Origin of the sequence: Paenibacillus etheri (genome assembly GCF_001012825.1) — a bacterium.
GTDB classification, from domain to species: domain Bacteria; phylum Bacillota; class Bacilli; order Paenibacillales; family Paenibacillaceae; genus Paenibacillus_AQ; species Paenibacillus_AQ etheri.
This window is the reverse complement of sequence record NZ_LCZJ02000018.1, coordinates 598,774-621,313: the sequence shown is the minus strand read 5'-3', so window position 1 is coordinate 621,313 and position 22,540 is coordinate 598,774. Positions and strand designations below refer to the sequence as shown.

Sequence of the window (22,540 nt, the reverse complement as noted above, 5' to 3'; positions counted from 1 at the left end):
AGACTATATTGAGCAATCTAAATTTTGTATCACTTCTATGATTCCACACGTTCCATTATTGACGAATTTTTTTTTCAACATTAAACTATAAGTTAAGAAATTAAATTTCAAAAAAAACCGTTTTTTTCATTTATTAAATTTATCCCAACATTACGGCGCAGGAGGAAATGAAAGATGACGACGACACCAAACATCATCGTAATGAACCATCCAACTAGAGAGCAGCTTGAAAAGATTTACGATATTTTAGATGAATGCTTTTCCGTAGGCCGAGCTTTTTTCCAAGAAAGATTAGACCTCGACACCACATATGATCCAGATACAACATGGTTTGCGATGGTAGACGGTAAGATTGCATCCAATGTACAAATTTTCCCGTTTCATATTAGAGTCGGTCAAGCGATCTTGAAAACAGGTGCAATGGGTAGTGTCGGTACAGATCTGAATTACCGCGGGCTGGGGCTTGCACACAAAATTCTTCATGCACAGACCAACTATATGAAAGAAACCGATTATGATATAAGCTTGCTTTTGGCTAGCAAGCATGCGTTTTATGAAAAAGCTGGCTGGAGACTTATTCCCGAGACTGCTTTCGCAATTGAAAAACCAGCAAGTTTGGAGCAGCAGCAAAGCAGTGATGAAATCATTCCTTTTGAAGCCTGTTATCTCGATGATATCCGTTTTATCTATGAAGAATTCAATAAGAATCGCACCTACACCGTGATCCGAAGTAGAACGTATTGGAATGATTTATTGACCTGGCCGGAATGGAAGAAAGTTGACTGCTTGCTCCTTCGCAGAAATGAAAAAATCGTTGCTTATGGCATCATTGAAAAGAAAGATACTGAACAAGTATTTATTAATGAATTATTGTATTTGAACGAAGCGGAAAACGGCGTTGAAGCTTTGTTTCATGCCTTATGTCAGCTGCGCCAAAATGCAAAGCAAATATTAGCGATGCTCCCAGAGGACCATAAGCTATATTCCTATTACCAACAACATCAAGCAAATTCAATTCAAATCAATATGGCGATGTGGAAAATGATCAATCTCAGTTCAACTTTCCATAAGCTTCAGCCTGAATTAGAAGATCGCCTAAACCGTAGCAACATAATTGCAGACCAGGAGCTGCATATTGCACTTCGCAGCAATGAGGACTGTATCTACTTGGATTATAAGCATAAGCGGCTTTCTGTTTCCGATGCTAGAAATCATACCAATCCCTATACTTCAATAGAAGTAGATGAACGCGAGCTAATGACTTATATCATGTTCGGCTATAATGAAGCAGGCGCAGCAAAGGACAGTACTGAGCACGCTAACATCCTTCAAGCTCTATTTCCGAAACAACAAGCCGTGTTTTATTTGACCGATAAATTTTAAGCCATTTTTGATTCCTACCATTTTAAAATAAGGGTGTGTCGCAAGTCCAACTGCTCGGACTTATGACACACCCTTATTTTTGCTTAGCGACAAAAACTAGTCGTTGTTCATTTTTGATCTTCCTAACAGGACAGCACCGTAGGCTGCATCCTTAATCGGCAAAATCAGCTTTGTTTGCGGGTAGCTCTGTGCGAGCTTTCGCTCCAAGGCTTCTTTCACAAAGCGAGACTTTTGCAGCACACTTCCTGCAATCGCAATCGGACTTTCATATAGCTTAAGCCGTTCAATAACAGGCACAACAAGCTCATATAGATTGGCTGCACATTTCTCCGCTAACGCTAGTGCATGTGCATCGCCCTTCTCGCATGCGGTCGTCATAATCGGTGCGAGCTGCGCAATATCTTTTTTCGTCGTATTTTTATCATAAACAAAGCCAATAATCTCTTTCACAGTGCTTAATCCAAGCTGCTCATATACCATCGCTGGGATGACAGTATCGGTTATTCTTCCGTCCTCCACTTGAACTAATACGGATAAAAGATCGCGCCCAATGCTATAACCGCTTCCCTCGTCATCAATCAGATGACCAAAGCCTCCTGTGCGATGCTGCTCTCCTTTTTCATTGACCCCGAAGCAAATTGATCCTGTACCGGCTATGAGAATGATGCCTTGTAACGCGTTTTGTGCTCCATATAAGGCGGTTTCTTGATCGCCAGTAATCGTTAATAGCCCGAGATAACCGTTATTTCTCACATGTTTCTCCAACAAATGGATGACCAGTGGATTACTTATTCCTGCCGCACCTATACATATATGAGCAACTTCTTGTAAATTACCGCAGTAGAGCTTCATTTGACTAAAAATTTCCTCAAAGGAGGCGGCAATAGCATCAGCATCACCACCGTTATAATTAATAGGCCCTACAGTAAAGGTGAATAAAGAGTCTTCCTGCTCATGGGTAATGGTGACAGCTGTTTTCGTGCCACCCCCATCAATTCCAACGATAAATGCCATACCTATGTCCCCTTGTTGTACTTTTTTCAAAGATAAGAATTTATATGTTTCACGCGATATATTATCCTTATATTTCTCGCATAAACGTTTGCCGTCCTTGAAAGGACGCCGAAGGCGTTTATGCTTGTCTACATCTGTATCGTAATATTGGCGGTGGGTACAACCTCACCATTTAGGATTGGAAGGAGTGATTTGAATGCATCAAGTGTATACTCAAATGCCGCAATTCCGCAGAACTCGCCTTCAATTAACGGTAAATCATATGGGCGACCTAATGTAATTACCGTTACTTTGCAGCCTACTGCCAGCAGCTTCTGAACAAGCGCAAGCTGACCTTTGTTTTCACGCGCATTGAACAAGCCGATTACAATATGCTTGTAGCCTTGTACCTTTGGCAGTTCAGCGTTGATTTGCTCCTCGCTTGGGTCAATGTCGATAATCTCATAAGCTGTATTAAAATATTCCCCCATATATTGCGGGAAGCTAAGAGCTTGATTCAAGCTGCTAGACGCAAGATCGGTGCGGTATGAATAGGAACCCATAAATAACACTTGCTCGTCACCGGTATGAATGGGCTGGAGCTCACCTTTAATGAGGCAGATCGTTTCCGTACGCATTAGCTCATTTGCTCGGCGATGTACATCGCAGCCAACTAGTTCATAATCTAGCTCCTCAATCGTCGCATATTGTGCTTTATAAGCTAAAATTTTTGTAACAGCTGCATCAATTAGCGCTTCATCCAAATCACCGGTGGCTACAGCTTCTTCGATCAAATGAATCGCTTCCTTCACCGTCTCAGGAGTATGACTAATGAATACCAAATCAATACCTGCTTTAACAGCTCCTAACGCTCCTTTTGCCGTACCATAGTATCGTTTGATCGCGTCCATTTCTAAACAATCCGATACAACTAACCCTTTATATTCTAATTTTCCTTTTAATATCTCTGTAATAATGGTATGAGACATAGTTCCCGGCACACCGGATTTTTCAATTTTCGGAAATAAAATATGTGCACTCATAATTGCTTGAGCGCCTTGCTCAATTGCGGCCTTAAACGGCAGCAGCTCAAGCTGCTCTAATTCCTCAAGTGTTTTTTCAATGGTAGGCAAGCCAATATGTGAATCGACATTTGTATCACCATGACCTGGAAAATGCTTAAGTGAGGACATGACACCTCCATCGAGCAATCCCTTCATCATTTGAATTCCATACTGTGATACTGTTGCAACAGAATCACCATATGAACGAACATTTATGACTGGATTCAATGCATTATTGTTAACGTCCATAACTGGAGCTAGATTAAAATTAATACCTAATGCTTTCAATTCTCTGGCAGTCATTCTGCCTGCTGCATACGCATTTTCAGGTCGTCCTGAAGAAGCAATTGCCATGGCTCCAGCAACATTTGTCGCGTCTTTAGGCATACGAGTGACTCGACCGCCTTCTTGGTCGATCGTAATAAAACCCGGGATACCAGTATGTGTCGTGTACCATTGCTGCAGCTCAGTAACAAGCTCGCCTAATTGATATTTATTTTCGATATTATGTGAGAATAAAATAATATTGCCGACTTTATAATGCTCAATAACTTCCTTCAGCTCAGGAGTGATCTCGGTTGAGGGGAAGCCTGTTACGAACATTTGTCCGATCTTTTCGCGCAAGCTCATATATTCTATTGTTCTCATCAATTATTCACCTTCCTCTAGCGATATAAATGATACTGCTGTTTTATTTCTGCAAATTGCTTGCTTTCCGCTGCAAACTGTTCAAGCAGTTGCTTGGCTTGAATATTGTCCGTACGATATATGTTGTCTCCCCCCAGCAAATCGATAAATGGACGAGAGCCCTCCTTCACAGGAGGCAGGAATGAAAATTGCTCGCACAAATCTCTTATCGTAAATAATAAGGTTACCCCAACTTCTAAAGGCCTCAGCACTTGGAGATCTGTAATGTAAATTTGTACCCCGCCGCATAGCTCGCCAGAATGTTTAGATGACGTTGGCTTGAAATGAACTGGACGGAAAAGCACACCTGGGATACCTTTTGCATTCATCTCATCTGCCAATTGCTGCGCTTGAATGAACGGAGCACCAATCATTTCAAACGGGAACGTTGTGCCTCGTCCTTCCGAGCAGTTTGTGCCTTCAAATAAACATGTTCCTGTATATAATAACGCTGTTTCATATCGTGGCATTCCAAGTGAAGGATGAACCCAAGTTAATCCTGTATCCGGGAAGGACATGCTCCGTTCCCAGCCTTCCAAACGAACGACATGCAGCGATGCATTCCAATTCATTTGATCATTTGCCATCGTTGCTACCTCACCTGCTGTTAATCCGTATCGCACGGCTAGCTCGTAATTTCCAACAAATGATTTGAAGCCGGGCTTCAAGACATTCCCTTCTACCGTTACCCCGTTAAGCGGATTAACACGATCAAGAACAACAAATTCTACACCTGCATTTGCACAATCTTCAAGTGCATACAGCATCGTATAAATAAATGTGTAATAGCGTACACCAACATCTTGAATATCGTATACAATGATGTCTACTTCATTCAGCATTTCTTTTGTTAAACGCTTGGAGTCTTTACGGTACAAGCTATAGACTGGAACATTCGTAAAAGGATCCATGTAAGTGTCTACTACTGCCCCTGCATCCAAATCTCCGCGAACGCCATGCTCAGGTGAAAACATCGCAGCAAGATTAAAATTTTCATGTAATATAGTAATCGTTGATGCAAAATCCTTCGTAAGACCTGTCGGCGCTGTAATCAATCCTACGCGCTTACCTTCGAACAAATAACGATAATTCGTTATAGAATCAATCCCATTTAACACCATATGAAGCTGCCTCCTAGCTGCTTTTTCGCATAAATGGATAGAACAAGGGAATGTTTCCTGCTATACATAGAAACACTCCCTCTTAGCTAGTTGAATAGTTACCAAAGACTAGACTGCCTAACCTTCACCGTTTCAGTAGGCACCATAAATGCTTCTGCATATGTCTTTCTTGCTTCACAGCCGCGAACAACTGCTAGTGCTTTATAGTAATCCATGTATTTGAAAGATTTGCTATTCGTCACAAACCAATGCTTGCTTAAAGCATCTATCCATAGATCAAATGCCGCTTGATCGAAATCCACATATACGTAAGGGACATAATCAACCGCATCCTCCCAGTTTTCGGAGTAATATAATCTTGCTGCAAAGTTTTCGGGGAGCGCTCGTTCAAAGGATGATAGACTTGCGAAGAAACGGGCATCATTTACGATATGATGCGTTAGCGCATGGTCCTTATGCATACTGTTTTTCCAGTGTGTAATAATAATGTTAGGCTTCACGCGACGAATTACATCACAAACCTCCATACGAATTTCTTGATTGTCAGGCAACTCTCCGTCACAATAATCATCGAATACAATGGCTTCACCGCCTAGCATATCCGCAAAAACCTGTGCCTCTTTCACTTTTTGCTGACGATATTCCTTCATATCCTGTCCTGCCGGGACCCCTCGTTCACCCGCAGTTAACGCTAGTGTCACAATGCGATCTCCCTTTAAACTATGACTAGCGAGCACACCACCAGAAGCTAACTCCACATCACCAACATGCGCTCCAATTGCTAATACTGTGAATTTTTCGCTCATCTTTAAAGTTCCCTCCGCAATATAGAAAATTGTTTTTCAATAGTAAAGCCCGCTTTTTGATAGATTCGAAGAGCCGGATTATTATTTCCAGTGAATAGAGAGATATATTGACAGCCCACATTTTGAAAAGCTTCAACCATTCTGAAAAATAATACACTGCCAAGGCCATGACCCTCATGCTCTGGGTGCACTCCGATACCGCAAAAAAATGCTCTTCCATCAGGCTGCGAAATAATTGGACCTGCAAAGCCCACAACCTCGTTGCCGTACACAGCTACTACAAGTGGTGCGCCAACCTTCACATAAGTAACAATATCCTTCTTCCACTGCGGATTTTGCAGGGCAGCAAGCGTTGCTTCAAGCCCTGTATGTAAATCAGGGACATAGGACGTAATGTAATAGTCCTTGCTATTTGCATTGGTTTCCTTATCTAAAATATCTTCGGGAACTATAAAGCTTCCGAGTTTTAAATACATGCCGCATTGCGTCGCTCGATCTTCGTAGCCTCTAGCCATTAAAGCTTCATATAATGGCTGGTCCTTACTGATGCCCGGGGCATTATTATGCTCATGCTGAGGTGCACTTGGAATACTCCACTTCAGCTTAACAGGGTTAAAAAACAATACATCCGCTTGTCTTTTCCCAAGTTCTTGGAATCTTTTTTCTAAACGCAATAGAAAAGCATCGTAAAGCTCCAGTGAAGCCACATGGGTATCCATAATAACACTCGTAATATAACCCGCCACATCTCCAAGAGGGAGATCAGAGCCGCAGCAGCCAGCTGCAAAACCAACAATCCCTTTTTCGTCACAGCCTACCCATATACAGTCAGCGTCAAAATAAGGATGGTCGATGAATGTATCTTGAAACTCTCGCTCTGTAAATGGCTTGTAATCATATTTTGTAGCCTCACGATTCCAAAGCTCTACAACTGCAGAGTGATCTTCAATTGAAAAGGGTCTGATTTGAATCATTTAAGCCTCCTGTGGACGTCCAATATAGGGCCAGGAAATTTTACCCATTACTACTGGCTGTGAAGCTCCAGTTACTAGCGGGATATTGTTTGGCAAGCGCTTCATCGTGTAATACGCTAGCAGAGCAAAAGCAATTGCTTCCTTAGCATCACTATTACCACCGATATCCTCCTGCGTCAGCACCTGCACATTATGGGGTGCAAATAAGTGCTGCAAATCACGCAAAAGCGTCTTGTTATAGCTTCCACCGCCGCCAATTAACAATTGCTCAGCCTGATGCTGCGGTGCAATATACCGTTCATAGCTATCGACGATGCTCCAGGCAGTTAAGTACGTAGCTGTTGCAACAACATCTTCTACTTTCCAATTATTAACCTTCATCATTTCAATGATTTGTGCCACGTATTGTTGGCCAAACCGTTCTCTGCCTGTCGATTTTGGTAACGGCATCGTATAATATTTATCCTGCTGCATCCATTTCAACAGCTCATCAATCACTTGACCGCCCGCACCAATTTCGCCATTAACATCCATTGTCATTGGTGCAAATAATTGCGATACAAGGCCATCGATAATCATATTTCCAGGACCCGTATCGAAAGCAAATACCTCATCCGGTGAGGCATTTACAGGCAAAACAGTCACATTGCCTATTCCGCCAATATTTTGCATCAGAAGTGTTTTCTCTGGATTGTTAAACAATAAGTATTCGGTAAATGGTACTAACGGAGCTCCTTGTCCACCCATTGCCATGTCAGCAACTCGAAAGTCTGATACGCAAGGAATTCCTGTGCGATTGGCGATAACTGCACCATCCCCAATCTGAACAGTACAATGCAGATTATAGCCGCCCATAACATTCTCTTCCGGAGCATGATAGATTGTTTGACCATGCGATCCTACTGCGAATATTTGCGAAGGCGAAAGGCCGCATTTCCCTATAACGGATAATGTGGCTTGGGCGTATAATTCGCCAAGCCACATATTCATTGCGCCAACCTTATCAATCGTAGCGCTAGCGGGATCAAAAAGATCAAATATGGAGTTTCTAACTTGCACCTCAAAAGGTGTGTTTTCAAAAGCCAGTAATTCAATCTCTACTCCATGCTCTTTTTCGGCTGATGGGAAAAGCTTAACTACTGCTGCATCAATACCATCTACTGATGTACCGGACATCAAGCCAACTAAGTATGTTGCATCAACTTTTGATTGTTTGTCCATTAACCTTTCACCGCTCCAACTGTTACCCCTTCAAGGAAGTATTTTTGTAAACTGAAGAACAAAATAAACATTGGAACTGCTGAAATGGTTGCCCCCGCCATCATCGGTGCAAAGTAAGTTGTATTCGCAAAGCGAAAGTTTTTCAAGCCGACCTGAATGGTTTGCATATCCATCGTATTCGTTACTAGGAACGGCCAGAAAAAGTCATTCCATGCCGCCATGAACGTTAGGATTGCTAGTACTGCCATAATTGTTTTAGATAGAGGCATAATGATATACCAGAAGATTTTAGGCTGGGAACAACCTTCGATTTTAGCAGATTCAATAATTTCACCTGGAATGGAGGACATGAACTGCTTAACCAAGAAGATATTGTATACCGTTACTATGCTCGGCATAATCAACGCTGTGTAAGTATTTTGTAATTCAAAAATATTTACGATCAAAATATATAGTGGAACCTGAGTGACTTGAACAGGAATCATCATAGATCCCAGCAAAATAGCGAACAAAATGTTTTTCCCTTTAAATTTCATTTTTGCAAAAGCATATCCAGCAAGTGTAGCAAAAAATACGTTAGATACCGTGATACACGCTGCCACTATAAAGGAGTTCAATAACCAGTCCCATGTATGTGGGCTGAAGTTAAAGAAGAATTTATAAGATTCAAATGAAATCTTCGATGGTAGGATAGAATAGCTCATTGCACCAGCTTCTACCGGATCACCGAACGAGGAGATGACCATAAAGTATATCGGGAATATGGTAGCTGCGGCAAATAGGATAAGGAACGTAATGTTTGCGCCATTACGTATAAACAGATACCCTTTGCTTCTTAAGCTATTGTTGTACAAACCCATAGTATTCTGCTCCTTTTCCTAGTATTCTACATCTTTACCTATAAACTTGAATTGAAGGAATGATATAAATCCGATAATCGCTGCTAGAACTAATGATTGTGCCGCTGCCTCACCAAACTCAAAATATGTGAACGCATTGTTAAAGATTAACAAACCTACCATTGTTGTTGCATGGTCTGGTCCACCGCCTGTCATAAGATAAGCGTTTTGGAATACTTGGAAGGAACCGATAACACCAGTAACAAGTAGGAATAGCGTTGTTGGCTTAAGGAAAGGGACAACGATAAACCAAAGCTTTTGCAGGAAAGACGCGCCGTCAATTTCAGCTGCTTCATAATAGCTGTTATCAATAGCGAGTAATGCGGCTATATAAATAATAATTGCTGTACCATGACTTGATAACCATGACATTAACACAAGTGAGAACATTGCAGTTGCACTGGAACCAAGCCAGTTTTGATTTTCAATACCTAAAAAACTCACGAGCTTATTGGCAATACCTGATTTTAACGGATCGAAGATCCACAGCCACACAACAGAAAGCGCTACACCAGATGCTACGGCTGGCAAGTAATATAGTGCTTTAAAGATCGTTTGTGTTTTTTTCTTGAAAGGAATAATCAAAATTGAAATTAAAAATGATAGAAGAATATTAAACGGAACAGTTAATAGCGTATATACTAACGTATTTTTCAGTGCTTTCCAGAAAAGTTCATCTGAAAACGAGTTAACGAAGTTATCCATGCCGACAAAAGTGGATCCTAATGGACCATATTTTTGTAAGCTGATAATAAAAGCATTGATGACTGGATATGCGGTAAATAAAGAAAACGCAATAAGTGCTACTGCGATAAACGCGTATCCCCAACCTGAGTCACTTTCGAGCTTCAATTTTTTTCTTTTAGTCAACGTTTGATTCATTGGGTCGCACCTCTCTTCTAAAAACAGTACAAGCTCTAGCTAATTTAGAAGGAAAGCTGTACGTTCTAGCTACGCACAGCTTTCACATGTCAGCCTACGACAGACTAGTCAACTACAATACCATCTTTACCGAAAGATTTAATTGCAGCTGCTTTAACTGCATCATACATTTCTTGTGGAGCAATCTCATTTGCAAGTAAGGCTTGTAGTTTAGGAATAATAACTTCTGTTTCTATTTTTAATGCTTCAGCAGCCAGATCAGTAGGAATATCTGTACGAGCCGGAAGCGCTTTTGCCATCATAGCTTTACCTGCAGCAACGTTATCTTCGTTACGAGGGAATTTTTCAAGTACTTCTGCATTACGTGCAGATTCAGTAATTGGTGATAAGAACAGCTCATTACTGTAGTTAGCAGCAATTGAACCAGAAGACAAGAAATTCGTTGCTAGGGCAATATTTTTGATGTGCTCTTCAGATGGAGCCTTTTTACCACGAAGTGCGATATAACCATCAACGATTGAAGTAGGGACATAATCGGCACCGTTGAATGTTGGGACTGGAAGTGAAATATAATCAACTTCAATAGAATCTGCAACAGCTGAACCATCGTTCGCTTTAATCTTCTCATTGTTTAGACGAGCAGAGTTTTCAAATGCAGATAAACCTTTACCTGTGATCATCGTTTGACCCGTTAGGAACATGTTCCACCGTTTACCAGCATCGATAGAGCTTAGCTCTTTAGGCATAGAACCATCGTTGATCATTTCGCGAATAGATGTAAGTAGACCCAAGAAGTTTTTGCTTGTATACGTATATTTAAGATCTTTATCGAAGTAATCTGGTAAACCTGCAGTTTTAGCAAGAATAGCTAGATAGTCTTTAGATGCTACACCAGATGTTGCGAACACGAAACCATAACGAGTAGTTTCACCTTTATCATTTTTCACTACGCCTTTAGAAATTGCATTACGGAACTCTTCATAAGTCCAACCGTTTTGTTGAATGCTTTTCCAATCAATTCCGGCTTTTTCAAGGAACTGTTTGTTACCACCGATAGTGTGGATTTCCATATACGCTGGTAGGCCGTATTGAGCGTCACCTAGTTGGAAATATTTCAATGGAACTTCGTCATAATCTGCCTTGGCTTCATCAGAAAGGGCACCGTTAAGGTCGATTAGTACATTTAGTGCTGCATATTTCGAAATTCCTGAAGCACCGATAAAAGCAATATCTGGAGGAGAACCTGCATTTACTTGAGTATCAAGTTTTTGCGTCATATCTTCCCAGCTCGCTGGCTCGATTTTCAAAGTCAAGTTAGGATGTAGTGTATTAAATTCTTTTTCCATATCAGCAAAACGTGTTTGATAGTTCGCTGATATCGGAGGTAAAAGTGCTGTAATCGTATCCTTTTTAGGCTCAGAACCACCGTTACTAGTTCCTGTGTTACCGGAATCTGTAGAAGCTGGAGCGTTATTTCCGTTTCCTCCGCAAGCCGATAATAGTGATACCATCATGATTCCTGACAAAAACAGAGTTAATCCACGTGATCTTTTTTTCATCGAAAACAGCCTCCTCAATTATTAATAGCATCCATCCTGTTATTCCACTTTTCACACCTAAACCAATGATGCGATTGCCTGTTTCAAGCGTCCTCCGTTTGCGTTAAGTACTTGTTCTGCTTCTTTTGCATCTAACCCCGATTTAATCATCATAATTGCCAGCTTACAGTTCATAGATGCTTTTTCAAGTGTTTCTGCGGCGGTTGATGTATCTACACCAGTCGTGTTCATGATGATACGAATCGAGCGATCTACGAGCTTAAAATTACTAGCCTTCAGATCAACCATCAAGTTGTTGTACGTTTTTCCTAACTTGACCATTGTGCATGTTGTCAGCATATTAAGCACCAACTTCTGAGCAGTTCCTGCCTTTAATCGAGTCGAACCGCTAATGACCTCAGGTCCTACAACAGGTGTTATACAAACATCTACAATGGGTTCGAACTTTGAGCCTCTGTTGTTACAAACACCGATAGTGGCTGCTCCAAGTTCCTTTGCTTTCGCTAAAGCAGCAATAACGTAGTTTGCACTACCGCTTGCCGAAATCCCAATAAGTACATCTTTGTTTGTTACACCAATGCTTTCGATTAATGCGATCCCTTCATCCATATCGTCTTCACAGCCTTCAACCGCAGTACGCAAAGCAATATCACCACCAGCAATATAGCCCTGCACCAAGGAAGGATCTGTACCAAAGGTAGGAGGACATTCGGAAGCATCCAGAACACCTAATCTTCCTGATGAGCCAGCTCCTATGTAAAACATTCTTCCACCATTAGACAACCTATGATGTAGAATATCTACCGCCTTTGCAATCTGCGGAATCTCCTCAGCTATAGCTCTGGGGACCAGTGCATCTTGTTGATTCATTAACTGGATCATTTCTTCCGTAGTACATTCATCAATCATTAATGTGTCTGGATTCACAGCCTCTGTTGTCAATCCCGCAAGGTAGTCATTCATAGCCATCCTCCTTCTTTCCAGCCTTAATCTGTCATGTAATTAACAAAACGCGTTAGATTAACTTACAATTATTATGTTCTTATACTAATACAACACCATCGCTTCGTCAATAGATTTTGAAATATAATTTCATAGATAAAATAAATTCTGATGTTTTATTTCACTCCTTACATACTATGTTATACCACATTTATAAAGCGCTTACAAGATGCAATTTAAATTTTTACCAATTGCTTTGATCGCTATGGCTCTAAGGTTAAAGCGATTTAAAAAAATGTATTATTTGCTGATTGTCGCTCCAAACGAAACATAAAGTTACATCATCCGTGTTCAACCGGATGATGTTTCGTCTTCGATTCCATTCATTTCCCTCAATATAATTGTGTTTCAAGCTATTAATTATTGAATTAAACCAATCAATATATTCGTTAGATTAATGTATTCATCATGTAGATAATCTAACATGGATTGATAAATAGTATATTTAAGTATACGAAGTGAATGAAATACAAAAAAAAAAAAAAAGCATTGATCCATGATCAATGCTTTCCTCCACATTCATTCTATCAGAACCTAATTTCTAAGTTTTTTCTTTAATATATTATGCGTTTTTGTTAAGTAGGTTTTTACTTCTTCATATTCTGCACTTGCGACACCAGCAAATAATATGTCGATGATCGTAAGCATCGCAATACGCGAGCCCATAGCCCCACTGCGGATTGTTATTTCAGGTGTGGATATACTCAGTACAATATCCGCCCGCTCCGCAAGCTCACTTTTATTGTACTTCGTAATCGCAATACATTTCGCTCTATTCTTTTGGGCAATTTCCAGTGCATCAATAATATCACTAGTTGCTCCAGAGTTAGAAATGAAAATGGCAACATCATCTTTCTCAAGTAAAGTTGCTGCCGTGAGCTGACTATGACCATCTGTATAGGCATGACACATCTTATTAATTCGCGAGAACTTCTGTTCCCCGTCCATACAAACGAGTCCCGAAGCACCTATTCCAAAGAAAACAATCCGCTTACTATGACATAGTAATTCTACAGCTCTTGTAATTTCTTTTCGATCAATAACACTAAGCGTATCCTCAATGGACTTGCAATTATTCAATGAAATATTTGATATAATTGTCGAGAGATCATCACCTGGCTGAATATCTGTATATTGAGCCTTTGAATCCTCATCACGAGAACCCAAAGATGCCGATATACTCACAATAAAATTGCGGTATCCGCTGTAACCCATCGTCTTACAGAAACGAAGGACAGATGCATCGCTTGTCTTACTCGATTGAGCCAATTCCTTAATCGACAAATGAGGGATCTCTTCCGTATTTTCTAAAATGTAATCTCCGACCAATCGTTCAACTGGTGTAAAACTCTCTCGCATCTCACGAATTTTAATTAATACGTTGTCATTTAGACTCATAATCTACCTACTCTAGATTTAATTAACACCTTTAATCATATCATAAACAATATAAACAACCTATTTCAATAACAAAATACGTTTTGGCATATCAAAAGCTAATATTAATTAATCTATTAAAATCATCCTACTCTTAGGTCATCTGGTGACTTTACGTTGATTATAACGTAATAAAGTTGTAAGGTATAGTCGATAATTATATACTTTCTGATATGGTGAAACAAGGGACCACAAAGGTCCCCGAAGATTCTTTCTATTGTTCTCAGCATACGTAATACGCATGTATTTTTAAATTTTACTGCCGTCTAAATATGACTCGATTTGTCAACTACATTCTTTGATGTAGCACCGTTGCTTGAACCATTTAATTTACTAGCAAGCTGCTTTAATGCAGTCAAGAACACCGGCATGGCCGCTACACTTAGTAATAATAGTGCAATGATTAATACGAATGCTACCTGTATAAGTGTCATTACGCCCGAAGGAATCAACGCGGCGCAGGTGCCTCCTAGAATAAAGGCAGCAGACAATACTACACCAACCATATAACGTGATGCCACTCAATTCTTGATCCAACATCCCCTTCAAGCTCGTTATACCGCATCATCAGGAATATGCTGTAATCAACGCCCAGGGCTGCAATCATAATGAAGCTGAAAAATGGAACGATCCAGCTCTACTTTATCAAGACCTTCACTACTAGTAGATAGACCAGATTCCAGCTTCCCCATCTGGTTCTGCAGGTCATTCAGAACACCCAGCAATTGCTTTTGACCATCATTAATTTGAGTCACGCCTGATTGCAGCACAGCGGTTTTTTCCGCTATTTGTCCTGAGCCACTAGCCCATGACGAAGTCTATTTATTAATTGCTTAGATCCTGACTCAAGCTGACCCACTCCAGCATTAATTTGGTGTAGTCCATCATTTACTTGTGTGAGAGAATCATTCGCCTTTTTGAAAGCACCCATAGCCAACTCGTGCTGCTGCGCCATTTGAGTTAATTGGGTTGAAATCTTATTCAATTGTTTCTGAGCGCCTTCCGCTATTGCCAAAGTTTGCTGAACATAACCGGAGAGCGGAATATAATCATCAACACTAGAATAATGAAGATGACGGCGATAATTTCCTTCTTTAAAATTTATCGAGTGCTTTGCTTACCTGATCAATCTCACCCTGGTTTTTATCAACAGGTATCCGGGTCAGAATCGTCGTCTTGTCTTCAGAGACTAACTGCTTCTCCAACTCCTTGCCATCTAGGTGTGTAGTCATTTTGGTGATTCCAAGCTAGGATTTCTTATCCTGCAATGCCTTGATGACTGAGGCAATAGAATACTTTTTTGTATCGGTTAGGGCCTTATTGCTGCCGCTGTTAAATACCGCAATGATATCAAATGTTTCTTTGTTACTCTCATTCATGGTTTTTAACATCATATTTGCCAGAGCGCTTTGTGCAGTATCAGGTATCTTTATTTGCCCTTTCTCCTGCACCAGCTTTTCCATATTCGGCATCGTTATCAAGGGACGATTGTAAGAATAATCCACAGTAAAAAAAGTAGGTTCTCCAGTCCCTTATCTTTTTCACTTAATACCTTCCTTTCATTTCTCGGAATGAATTTTCATTCTGAACGTAGTGACAAAGGAACCTAATGCTCCTTAGTCGGAAAATCAGCAGACTCACTGCAATCTAATGGCATTCCAAAATAACAATTTCTTCTCCTTACCTGATTTGGCTATATCTAGAATAAATTTAATAAATCACCGAATATTGCTGTGCTATGTTCGTCTAAGTAATACCCATCTTCATGCAAGCCTTTCTTTTGCGATTTTTTTGTGCAAGAAATAAAGAGTCCTTTATAATGTAATAATGTACATAAAGACGGATTTGGAGGGAAACAAATGGCAAGTCATAAAAGGGTATTAATCATAGACGATGAAGATGATTTAGCACGTCTAATGAAGGCAGTGTTACATAAAGAAGGTATTGCAGACGTTATAACTGCCGGGACTGTTGCAGAGGGATGGGACAAGTTTCAAGAATATAATCCTGAGCTTATCTTGCTAGATATTATGCTACCAGATGGAGAAGGATATGACTTATGCAGAAAAATTCGGGAAACATCAAACGCCCCGATCTTATTTATGTCTGCAAAGGATGAGGAAATTAATAAGCTTTTAGGCCTAGCGATAGGTGGCGATGATTATATCACTAAACCATTCAGTCCGAAAGAAGTCGCTTATCGGGTTAAGGCACAACTGAGAAGGGCTGGCTTTACAGAGGAAAAGAAGGCTCCGAAAAGTTTGCAAGTGGGCCCCTTTGAGCTTAGTGCGAATGAGACAGAATTAAAAAAGAATGGCGAAGCCCTTGTGCTTACTGCCAAAGAAGTCGGATTAATGAGCTGTTTTATGCATCATCCGAATCAGATCATAAGCAAAGAAACCTTGTTTGGTCAGGTATGGGGTGAAGATTTTTTTGGTTCCGATAATACAGTGATGGTACATATTCGTCGCTTACGCGAAAAAATCGAGGCAGACCCTTCAAAGCCTTCCTTTATTTTAACGGTTAAAGGGTTAGGTTATAAATTACATACCAAGGGGTGAGACAAGTTGAAATGGAAATTGACACTCCGCTTTTTAAGATCGGTTATGACTATTGTTGTAATCGTTGGTATTGTAAACGCGATTTTGTTCCTTTCTCTATTCTTTATACAGCTAAAGAATAATAATTTTGGCGCTGAAGAAGCTTCAGCAGAAACCTTTAGCCGGACCTTTTCACAATTTGTAGAACTACATGCTGGCAAACCTGTTGTAAACGAAGAAGGCCTGAAAAAACTACAAGAAATGAGCGCCTGGGTACAATTCTTGAATAACCATGGGGAGCAAGTATCAGCATTTTATACCCCTGAAGAATTGCAAACATCGTATTCCCCTATTGAAATTGTACAAATGTATAAATATAAAGAATTAGATGCAAGCACGACTGTTTTTGTCAGCACAGCTCAAAATTTTAGCTACTTTTTAGGGATTCAAAATCCAAAAATAGGCCGCTACGTAATGACCTATGACTACGCTAAAATTTTTAAAGATGTTAATGTTTTCCTTTCCATTTTTCTTATCGTTGATGTGCTTATTGTAATCATCATTGGATTTTTATTTGGGAAAAAGTTAACTGCACCTCTTCATACATTAATAGAGGGTATTCAACAGCTCAGAGAACGGCGTTTTAAGAAAATGCCTACTCCCAAAGGCGTTTATGAAGATGTTTTTCGTAATATGAATGAACTATCTGAAAAGCTCGATCGACATGAAGAGGAGCGTAAGCGTCTCGACCAAATGCGTGAGGAATGGATTAGCAATGTTTCGCATGACATGAAGACACCACTTGCTTCTATTCAAGGCTATGCAGAATTTATTAACGACAGTGCCACAGATTTAACAGCCCAAGAATTACAGGAATACACGTCAATTATCAAGAGTAAATCGATGTATATGAAAGATTTGTTAGATGACCTCAATTTAACGATGCGTTTGCGTAATCACCAGCTATCGCTGCAATTTGAAGATGTGAATCTCGTTCAGTTTCTACGAGAAATGACGATTGAACTTTTAAATGACCCGACCTTTGGTGAACGACAGATAGAGTTTGAGGCAAATGTGGTTAAAGCAGTACATAAAGTGGATAAAAAATTACTAAAACGAGCGATCCTTAACTTTATCTACAATGCACTGGTGCATAACGATGAAAATGTCGTGGTGAAGATTCGAGTGGAAACCATTAATCCGCATACCCAAATTACAATTTCTGATAATGGCCAGGGTATTCCGGCTAAAGATTTGGAACAGGTTTTCGAACGCTACTATCGGGGTACAAACACAACGAGCAAGCATGGTACTGGGTTAGGAATGGCCATCGCAAGAGACATTATTTGGGCTCATGAGGGGAAACTCGATTTGACGAGCATCGAAAATACCGGAACCACCATTACTATACTTTTATAATACAAATGCCTTACTTACACATTAGGCAGAGAAAAGGGCTGTTCTCCACTTATTTATTGGAGACAGCCCTTCTTCAATTTATTAGTTTTTTAGTGCCTTTAGCGGAATATCCTCTAATTTCACTTCATCGTATGAGGATACTTGATCACCTTTTTTTACATACATTTTCAAGTAGGCGCCTTTACGAAGATTTTTTTGTGCATTAAATTCCAGTGGAATTGTATTACCTTTAGCATTTGTAGCCTCAAGTGTATAAGAATAAGAGGTCATGACTGAACCATCGCTCAGTTTATATTCATGGGGTTCCCCATCCTCTGTGATTTGTAAGTAGTAATTTTCGGCATTGAAGCGATTGAAATCAATCTTAGCTATAGCAAAGACCCCTACAACTCCAATAACAAACAAAATACCCATAGTAATTAGAAATTTTTTCATCTCAATCATCCTTCTGTTCTATTATTTAGTGTGATAATACGATTGTAAGAAGCTACGGTTAAGAAATAATACAACCCGTAAATTACGGTATAAGCAATCATCCAGAGCAACACAGGTTTTGCTAAATCTATCATCATTAGACTAGAGAAGGCTTTTAAAGCCACTACACTATGCAATAACCCTACTACAAGCGGTACAACAAAGATAACGAATACCTGTGACGCAATGGATTTTCGCATTTCTTTTGCACTGACACCCATTTTATGCAGCATATTGTACTGTGATTTATCCTCTTCTGCCTCTGTTAAAACTTTAAAATAAATGATACTGCCTGTTGCAGCCAGAAATACTAGACCAAGGAAACTTCCGATAAACAGTAGAGAACCCACACCTTCCAAACTTGTTTGGTAATCTTGTGGACCACTTGAAAATAGCGCTTCTTCAGGTAATTGGGTTGCAATTTTTTTAGATAAATCTACAGAGGCATCCTCTACACCAAGGACACGATAGTGCAGCACTTCCCCATCATTTCGCAATACTTTATACTGGTCATCCGAGACTACCACCGTTATGCCAGCTGTACCTACATTCAATACGGTTTGCGTTTTAAAGCTTTGGAATGTGAGTGGATGGTCGTTTCCCGTTGTTATAGTTTTTCCTGTATATATAGGTGAGAACCTTTTGTCATATCCGGTATCTAAAATAACCGCGTAGCCATTTTTTACGTCTAATTTTTCTTTATGTTGTACACTTGCTAATTGGTTGTATGTTTTTTCATCGATAACTGTATAGCTTCTTTTATCAGAGCTATCGAATGTTGATGGCGAGTTTAATTCTTTCGTATGAAACGTAATGGATAGTGCTTCGATATTTTCATCGTATTTTGTATCTGATAATACAGCACTCACTTGTTTATCGATTTTTGCATCTGTTGATTGATACATAAAGGTATTCGGATTAATCGTTTTGGCCGAATCATTCGTATTGTAATAAAGACCATACACCGCTCCACCGGCAGTTACTGTCGTAGCACTTAACACGGCAATCACAGTTAATGTACGTGCGTTCCCACGGATACGATAGAGCAGCTGCGAAATGGTTATTACATGCAGGCCTTTCCACAGCCACTTTTCATTTTTCTTAATCATTGCTAACACAAAGCCAGTCACACTGTGGAACAATAAAAATGTACCCATTATAACCGTTGTTAAAATAATTAAGACGGTCATGAGAAATCCGATTTTTTCCCATACCTTAGAAGTAAAAAGGTCTTGCATCGCGAGCCAATAGCCCAAGACAATGAGTAACACTCCAAGAACAGCTACTATCATAGATGGTTTAGGTGCCACTTCTCCCTTTTTGGAAGCATGAAATAAATCAATCAGCTTAAATTGATAGATCAAACGGTAGCCTTGAAACGATGTCACTAAGAAAATAACCAGAAATACGATAGCTGTGTTCATCGCTGCCGCCGCTGAAAATGTAAAGGGTGCTACAACGTCATAACCCATTAAATGAATCAAAATCGTCATAAATCCTTTTGAACATAGGAACCCAAGTACAACTCCTACTACTAAAGAGAATAATCCTAATAAGAGATTTTCAAAAAAGAGCATAAAACCTATTTGACGATTACGTACACCTAGTAACGCATACAATGCCACTTCTTTTTTACGTTTTTTCATAAAAAATGAATTGGAGTAAGCTATAAATATGAACACGAAAAAGATAAGAATGACTGCCGCTCCACTCATTAGTGAACCAAGTTTTTGGGATGAAGCCGTCTGTTCTGCTATCGTATCGCTATATTTTAAGGTCACAAATGTAAAGTAAATGATGATACTAAACACCATCGACGCAATGTATAAAAAATATTGCGAAAAGTTTCGTGCTATATTTTTTCTTGCTAGACTAAATAACGTCATCTACCTCACCCCCAATGGCTGCATGAACATCTAAGATCTCTTGGAAGAAGGCTTTGCGTGTCTGATCACGACGATAGATTTCTGTTGAAAATGAACCATCCTTGATGAAAATAATCCGGCGGCAGAAGCTTGCCGCAAAGGCATCATGGGTCACCATCATAATGGTCGAATTGTTATTTTCATTTAAAGTACTTAAGCTTTCCAATAAATCTGTCGCTGATTTGGAGTCAAGTGCACCTGTTGGTTCATCAGCCAAAATCAGTGCAGGCTCTGTCACAAGCGCTCTAGCTGCAGCGGTTCTTTGCTTTTGACCACCAGAGATTTGATAAGGATATTTTGCCAGTAAATCTTCAATTCCAAATACTTTAGAAATCTGAGTCACGAGGTGATTAATTTTCTTCGCTGGAATTTTAGCAATCGCCAGAGGAAGTAATATGTTCTCCTTTACAGTCAAGGAATCGAGTAAATTGTAATCTTGGAAGATGAAACCGAGATTATCACGTCTGAAGTCTGACAATGCTGCTTCCTTCAAGTCATGAATACTCTTGTTCTTCATATAAATCTTCCCTTCAGTTGGAGAATCAATGGTTGCTAACAAATTTAGCAAGGTTGATTTTCCCGCTCCGGAAGGTCCCATAATCCCTACAAACTCACCTTCATGAATGTCAAAAGACACGTTTTCTAACGCTGTGTAAGCAGCACTTAACTTCCCGTACACTTTTTTTATATTTTCTACTTTTAATAATGGTTCCATTCATTTCACCTCATAATTTGCTGATAGTTATACTATAGGCTGCGAACCTTACAGCAAATTCATGCCAACCTTACAATAAGCTTAAATCCACAAAAAGAGGTACCCCGTAGCCATTTAAGACTACGGGGTACCTCTTTGCTATTGAATAGAATTCATTTTTTTCTGGTTGTATATAAATCAGAAGCCTCATCAAAGTAAAAGCGGCGTTTTTCTTTGCCAAACACGACTAATATAACATGGATGAACAATACGATCGTTAAAATGATAGAGGTCAATCCAGCACCTAGCGTTAAGAATATAGATGCCTTGTAAAATGGTGAATCCATTGATATTTCCACGTTATTCAAAGTATTCGCAATGACTGTTATAAAGTACATCGCGTAAATCGCACCAAAGCGTTTAAATAATCGCTTGTTAGTTTCCACTCGACTTACTTTACTGTCATAGCGATAGCGCATAATTTTCGTACCGACTGTCGATCCGTTCCAAATCCATGGAATAATAAAAAAGGTTACAAAAAGGGCAATCGTACTAGCAATAAAATCACTAACCATATTAACATTGGTCATAGTCAACACTACTTTAACTACCAGGTTGCTGATAAATATATCAATAATAACAGCCAGTAACACAGACATCCCTTTTACTTCATCAAGAGCTAATAATCTTTCTGCTTTCTCATTAATTTTCTTTTTTGATGGGAATAACGCTAACACGGCTGGAGCAATAAAGAAACCAAGTACCCCGCCAGATGTATTCAACAATAAATCATCCACATCAAAAATACGATAAGGGCAATTATAAATCCCGTAAATGCCGGTTACCTGTGTTATCTCATAAAATAATGTTAATAGGAACGTGAAGCCTAGAGCTTTCTTCCAGTGTTTCTTGTCTTGAAAAAAGTATCGCAAGTAAACACCAAAAGGTAATAATAGCAAGAAATTAAAAAACGCTTGATAGAATGAGGGTTGGCTAAATAACAGTCTATAAGTTGCAGGCTGTGATAAAACGATACCACTATTCCCAAAGGTGTTCACTATAAATTGAAATGGCATAAGTGAATAATGTTGTGTACCCGGTTTTTGTAGCGAACAAGTATTGCGTATTTCTGGCAACGGCAACAAAACTAAAAATAACGCTGCTAGAAAATAAAAGATAAATGAAAACGAAATTAACGTGGTGGAAAATGGCAGATAATTATATTTTCTATATGTATAAACGAGCCATGGGATAAATAAGGCAAACGCTACAACAACAAAAAAGATCGCTGCCACAAAGATTGGTTGAGTATATGCTGACATTGTTTCTCCCTCCTTCTATAGGAACTTTGATATTCCGCCCCTATTACACACTAAATTTATTTAGTATTTATTTTTACCATAAAGCTGATTCTAATTCAACTGTAATTGGAACATTTTATCATATTTAAGGATCCTGTA

The 22,540-nt window shown here is 39.5% G+C and carries 20 protein-coding genes and 1 pseudogene; 3 read left to right on the top strand and 18 right to left on the bottom strand.

Annotation, left to right across the window (positions count from 1 at the left end):
- Positions 1-174 precede the first annotated feature (174 nt).
- Positions 175-1,383, top strand: a complete 1,209-nt coding sequence (locus UQ64_RS08325; RefSeq protein ID WP_060622971.1) for a GNAT family N-acetyltransferase — start codon at positions 175-177, stop codon at positions 1,381-1,383.
- Between the two features lie 96 nt (positions 1,384-1,479).
- Here the strand turns inward: UQ64_RS08325 and UQ64_RS08320 are convergent, their stop codons facing one another.
- From UQ64_RS08320 to UQ64_RS30725, 14 genes and pseudogenes are all read right to left on the bottom strand, one after another.
- Complete coding sequence (locus UQ64_RS08320; protein WP_060622970.1) at positions 1,480-2,397, bottom strand: N-acetylglucosamine kinase; 918 nt, start codon at positions 2,395-2,397, stop codon at positions 1,480-1,482.
- Between the two features lie 128 nt (positions 2,398-2,525).
- The gene (locus tag UQ64_RS08315) at positions 2,526-4,088 is read right to left on the bottom strand and encodes a glycoside hydrolase family 3 protein (RefSeq protein ID WP_245237892.1); all 1,563 of its coding nucleotides are present in this window, start codon (positions 4,086-4,088) and stop codon (positions 2,526-2,528) included.
- A 17-nt stretch (positions 4,089-4,105) separates the two neighbouring features.
- Positions 4,106-5,248: an exo-beta-N-acetylmuramidase NamZ family protein gene (locus UQ64_RS08310; protein WP_060622968.1), complete on the bottom strand. Its 1,143-nt coding sequence runs from the start codon at positions 5,246-5,248 to the stop codon at positions 4,106-4,108.
- 98 nt (positions 5,249-5,346) lie between these two features.
- Positions 5,347-6,054: a PIG-L deacetylase family protein gene (locus tag UQ64_RS08305; protein WP_060622967.1), complete on the bottom strand. Its 708-nt coding sequence runs from the start codon at positions 6,052-6,054 to the stop codon at positions 5,347-5,349.
- A gap of 2 nt (positions 6,055-6,056) precedes the next feature.
- Complete coding sequence (locus UQ64_RS08300) at positions 6,057-7,028, bottom strand: GNAT family N-acetyltransferase (RefSeq protein WP_060622966.1); 972 nt, start codon at positions 7,026-7,028, stop codon at positions 6,057-6,059.
- Complete coding sequence (locus UQ64_RS08295) at positions 7,029-8,249, bottom strand: anhydro-N-acetylmuramic acid kinase (RefSeq protein WP_060622965.1); 1,221 nt, start codon at positions 8,247-8,249, stop codon at positions 7,029-7,031. It lies immediately after the preceding gene.
- Complete coding sequence (locus UQ64_RS08290) at positions 8,249-9,109, bottom strand: carbohydrate ABC transporter permease (protein WP_036688719.1); 861 nt, start codon at positions 9,107-9,109, stop codon at positions 8,249-8,251. Before UQ64_RS08290 ends, UQ64_RS08295 begins: the two co-directional genes overlap by 1 nt.
- 18 nt (positions 9,110-9,127) lie before the next feature.
- Positions 9,128-10,030 (bottom strand): carbohydrate ABC transporter permease, encoded by a 903-nt coding sequence (locus UQ64_RS08285; RefSeq protein ID WP_060622964.1) that lies wholly within the window; start codon positions 10,028-10,030, stop codon positions 9,128-9,130.
- Between the two features lie 104 nt (positions 10,031-10,134).
- Positions 10,135-11,589, bottom strand: coding sequence for an ABC transporter substrate-binding protein (locus UQ64_RS08280; RefSeq protein WP_060622963.1), 1,455 nt, complete (start codon positions 11,587-11,589; stop codon positions 10,135-10,137).
- A gap of 57 nt (positions 11,590-11,646) precedes the next feature.
- Positions 11,647-12,552 carry an N-acetylmuramic acid 6-phosphate etherase gene (murQ, locus tag UQ64_RS08275; RefSeq protein ID WP_036688725.1) on the bottom strand — a complete coding sequence of 302 codons (906 nt, stop codon included), beginning with the start codon at positions 12,550-12,552 and terminating at the stop codon, positions 11,647-11,649.
- Positions 12,553-13,125: 573 nt separating this feature from the next.
- Positions 13,126-13,989, bottom strand: coding sequence for a MurR/RpiR family transcriptional regulator (locus UQ64_RS08270; protein WP_060622962.1), 864 nt, complete (start codon positions 13,987-13,989; stop codon positions 13,126-13,128).
- Positions 13,990-14,294: 305 nt separating this feature from the next.
- A pseudogene (locus UQ64_RS29935) lies at positions 14,295-15,055 on the bottom strand (MMPL family transporter); the annotation flags it as partial.
- Between the two features lie 67 nt (positions 15,056-15,122).
- Positions 15,123-15,260 carry a hypothetical protein gene (locus UQ64_RS30730; protein WP_156417491.1) on the bottom strand — a complete coding sequence of 46 codons (138 nt, stop codon included), beginning with the start codon at positions 15,258-15,260 and terminating at the stop codon, positions 15,123-15,125.
- A gap of 15 nt (positions 15,261-15,275) precedes the next feature.
- Positions 15,276-15,491: a hypothetical protein gene (locus UQ64_RS30725; protein ID WP_156417490.1), complete on the bottom strand. Its 216-nt coding sequence runs from the start codon at positions 15,489-15,491 to the stop codon at positions 15,276-15,278.
- A gap of 396 nt (positions 15,492-15,887) precedes the next feature.
- Here UQ64_RS30725 and UQ64_RS08245 point away from each other — a divergent pair, with 396 nt between their 5' ends.
- Both UQ64_RS08245 and UQ64_RS08240 read left to right on the top strand, forming a co-directional pair.
- The gene (locus UQ64_RS08245) at positions 15,888-16,589 is read left to right on the top strand and encodes a response regulator transcription factor (protein ID WP_060622958.1); all 702 of its coding nucleotides are present in this window, start codon (positions 15,888-15,890) and stop codon (positions 16,587-16,589) included.
- Positions 16,590-16,595: 6 nt separating this feature from the next.
- The gene (locus tag UQ64_RS08240; RefSeq protein ID WP_060622957.1) at positions 16,596-17,987 is read left to right on the top strand and encodes a sensor histidine kinase; all 1,392 of its coding nucleotides are present in this window, start codon (positions 16,596-16,598) and stop codon (positions 17,985-17,987) included.
- Positions 17,988-18,068: 81 nt separating this feature from the next.
- On the opposite strand, the gene UQ64_RS08235 is transcribed toward UQ64_RS08240, so the two are convergent.
- From UQ64_RS08235 to UQ64_RS08220, 4 genes are all read right to left on the bottom strand, one after another.
- Positions 18,069-18,422, bottom strand: coding sequence for a YxeA family protein (locus tag UQ64_RS08235; protein ID WP_042194171.1), 354 nt, complete (start codon positions 18,420-18,422; stop codon positions 18,069-18,071).
- A gap of 5 nt (positions 18,423-18,427) precedes the next feature.
- On the bottom strand, positions 18,428-20,347 hold the full coding sequence (locus tag UQ64_RS08230; protein WP_060622956.1) for an ABC transporter permease: 1,920 nt from the start codon (positions 20,345-20,347) through the stop codon (positions 18,428-18,430).
- On the bottom strand, positions 20,334-21,101 hold the full coding sequence (locus UQ64_RS08225) for an ABC transporter ATP-binding protein (RefSeq protein WP_060622955.1): 768 nt from the start codon (positions 21,099-21,101) through the stop codon (positions 20,334-20,336). The genes UQ64_RS08230 and UQ64_RS08225 overlap by 14 nt, the downstream gene beginning before the upstream one ends.
- Positions 21,102-21,253: 152 nt before the next feature.
- Positions 21,254-22,402 (bottom strand): VanZ family protein, encoded by a 1,149-nt coding sequence (locus UQ64_RS08220; RefSeq protein WP_060622954.1) that lies wholly within the window; start codon positions 22,400-22,402, stop codon positions 21,254-21,256.
- Positions 22,403-22,540 lie beyond the last annotated feature (138 nt).

Excerpts from the sequence above, each read along its gene's own strand:
- UQ64_RS08325 (WP_060622971.1), top strand. The coding sequence starts at position 175 with ATGACGACGACACCAAACATCATCGTAATGAACCATCCAACTAGAGAG.
- UQ64_RS08320 (WP_060622970.1), bottom strand. The coding sequence starts at position 2,397 with ATGGCATTTATCGTTGGAATTGATGGGGGTGGCACGAAAACAGCTGTC.
- UQ64_RS08310 (WP_060622968.1), bottom strand. The coding sequence starts at position 5,248 with ATGGTGTTAAATGGGATTGATTCTATAACGAATTATCGTTATTTGTTC.
- UQ64_RS08295 (WP_060622965.1), bottom strand. The coding sequence starts at position 8,249 with ATGGACAAACAATCAAAAGTTGATGCAACATACTTAGTTGGCTTGATG.
- UQ64_RS08235 (WP_042194171.1), bottom strand. The coding sequence starts at position 18,422 with ATGAAAAAATTTCTAATTACTATGGGTATTTTGTTTGTTATTGGAGTT.
- UQ64_RS30730 (WP_156417491.1), bottom strand. The coding sequence starts at position 15,260 with ATGACTACACACCTAGATGGCAAGGAGTTGGAGAAGCAGTTAGTCTCT.
- UQ64_RS08300 (WP_060622966.1), bottom strand. The coding sequence starts at position 7,028 with ATGATTCAAATCAGACCCTTTTCAATTGAAGATCACTCTGCAGTTGTA.
- UQ64_RS08315 (WP_245237892.1), bottom strand. The coding sequence starts at position 4,088 with ATGAGAACAATAGAATATATGAGCTTGCGCGAAAAGATCGGACAAATG.
- UQ64_RS08290 (WP_036688719.1), bottom strand. The coding sequence starts at position 9,109 with ATGGGTTTGTACAACAATAGCTTAAGAAGCAAAGGGTATCTGTTTATA.
- UQ64_RS08230 (WP_060622956.1), bottom strand. The coding sequence starts at position 20,347 with ATGACGTTATTTAGTCTAGCAAGAAAAAATATAGCACGAAACTTTTCG.
- UQ64_RS08305 (WP_060622967.1), bottom strand. The coding sequence starts at position 6,054 with ATGAGCGAAAAATTCACAGTATTAGCAATTGGAGCGCATGTTGGTGAT.
- UQ64_RS08225 (WP_060622955.1), bottom strand. The coding sequence starts at position 21,101 with ATGGAACCATTATTAAAAGTAGAAAATATAAAAAAAGTGTACGGGAAG.
- UQ64_RS08270 (WP_060622962.1), bottom strand. The coding sequence starts at position 13,989 with ATGAGTCTAAATGACAACGTATTAATTAAAATTCGTGAGATGCGAGAG.
- UQ64_RS08245 (WP_060622958.1), top strand. The coding sequence starts at position 15,888 with ATGGCAAGTCATAAAAGGGTATTAATCATAGACGATGAAGATGATTTA.
- UQ64_RS08280 (WP_060622963.1), bottom strand. The coding sequence starts at position 11,589 with ATGAAAAAAAGATCACGTGGATTAACTCTGTTTTTGTCAGGAATCATG.
- UQ64_RS30725 (WP_156417490.1), bottom strand. The coding sequence starts at position 15,491 with ATGGAAAAGCTGGTGCAGGAGAAAGGGCAAATAAAGATACCTGATACT.
- UQ64_RS08220 (WP_060622954.1), bottom strand. The coding sequence starts at position 22,402 with ATGTCAGCATATACTCAACCAATCTTTGTGGCAGCGATCTTTTTTGTT.
- murQ (WP_036688725.1), bottom strand. The coding sequence starts at position 12,552 with ATGAATGACTACCTTGCGGGATTGACAACAGAGGCTGTGAATCCAGAC.
- UQ64_RS08285 (WP_060622964.1), bottom strand. The coding sequence starts at position 10,030 with ATGAATCAAACGTTGACTAAAAGAAAAAAATTGAAGCTCGAAAGTGAC.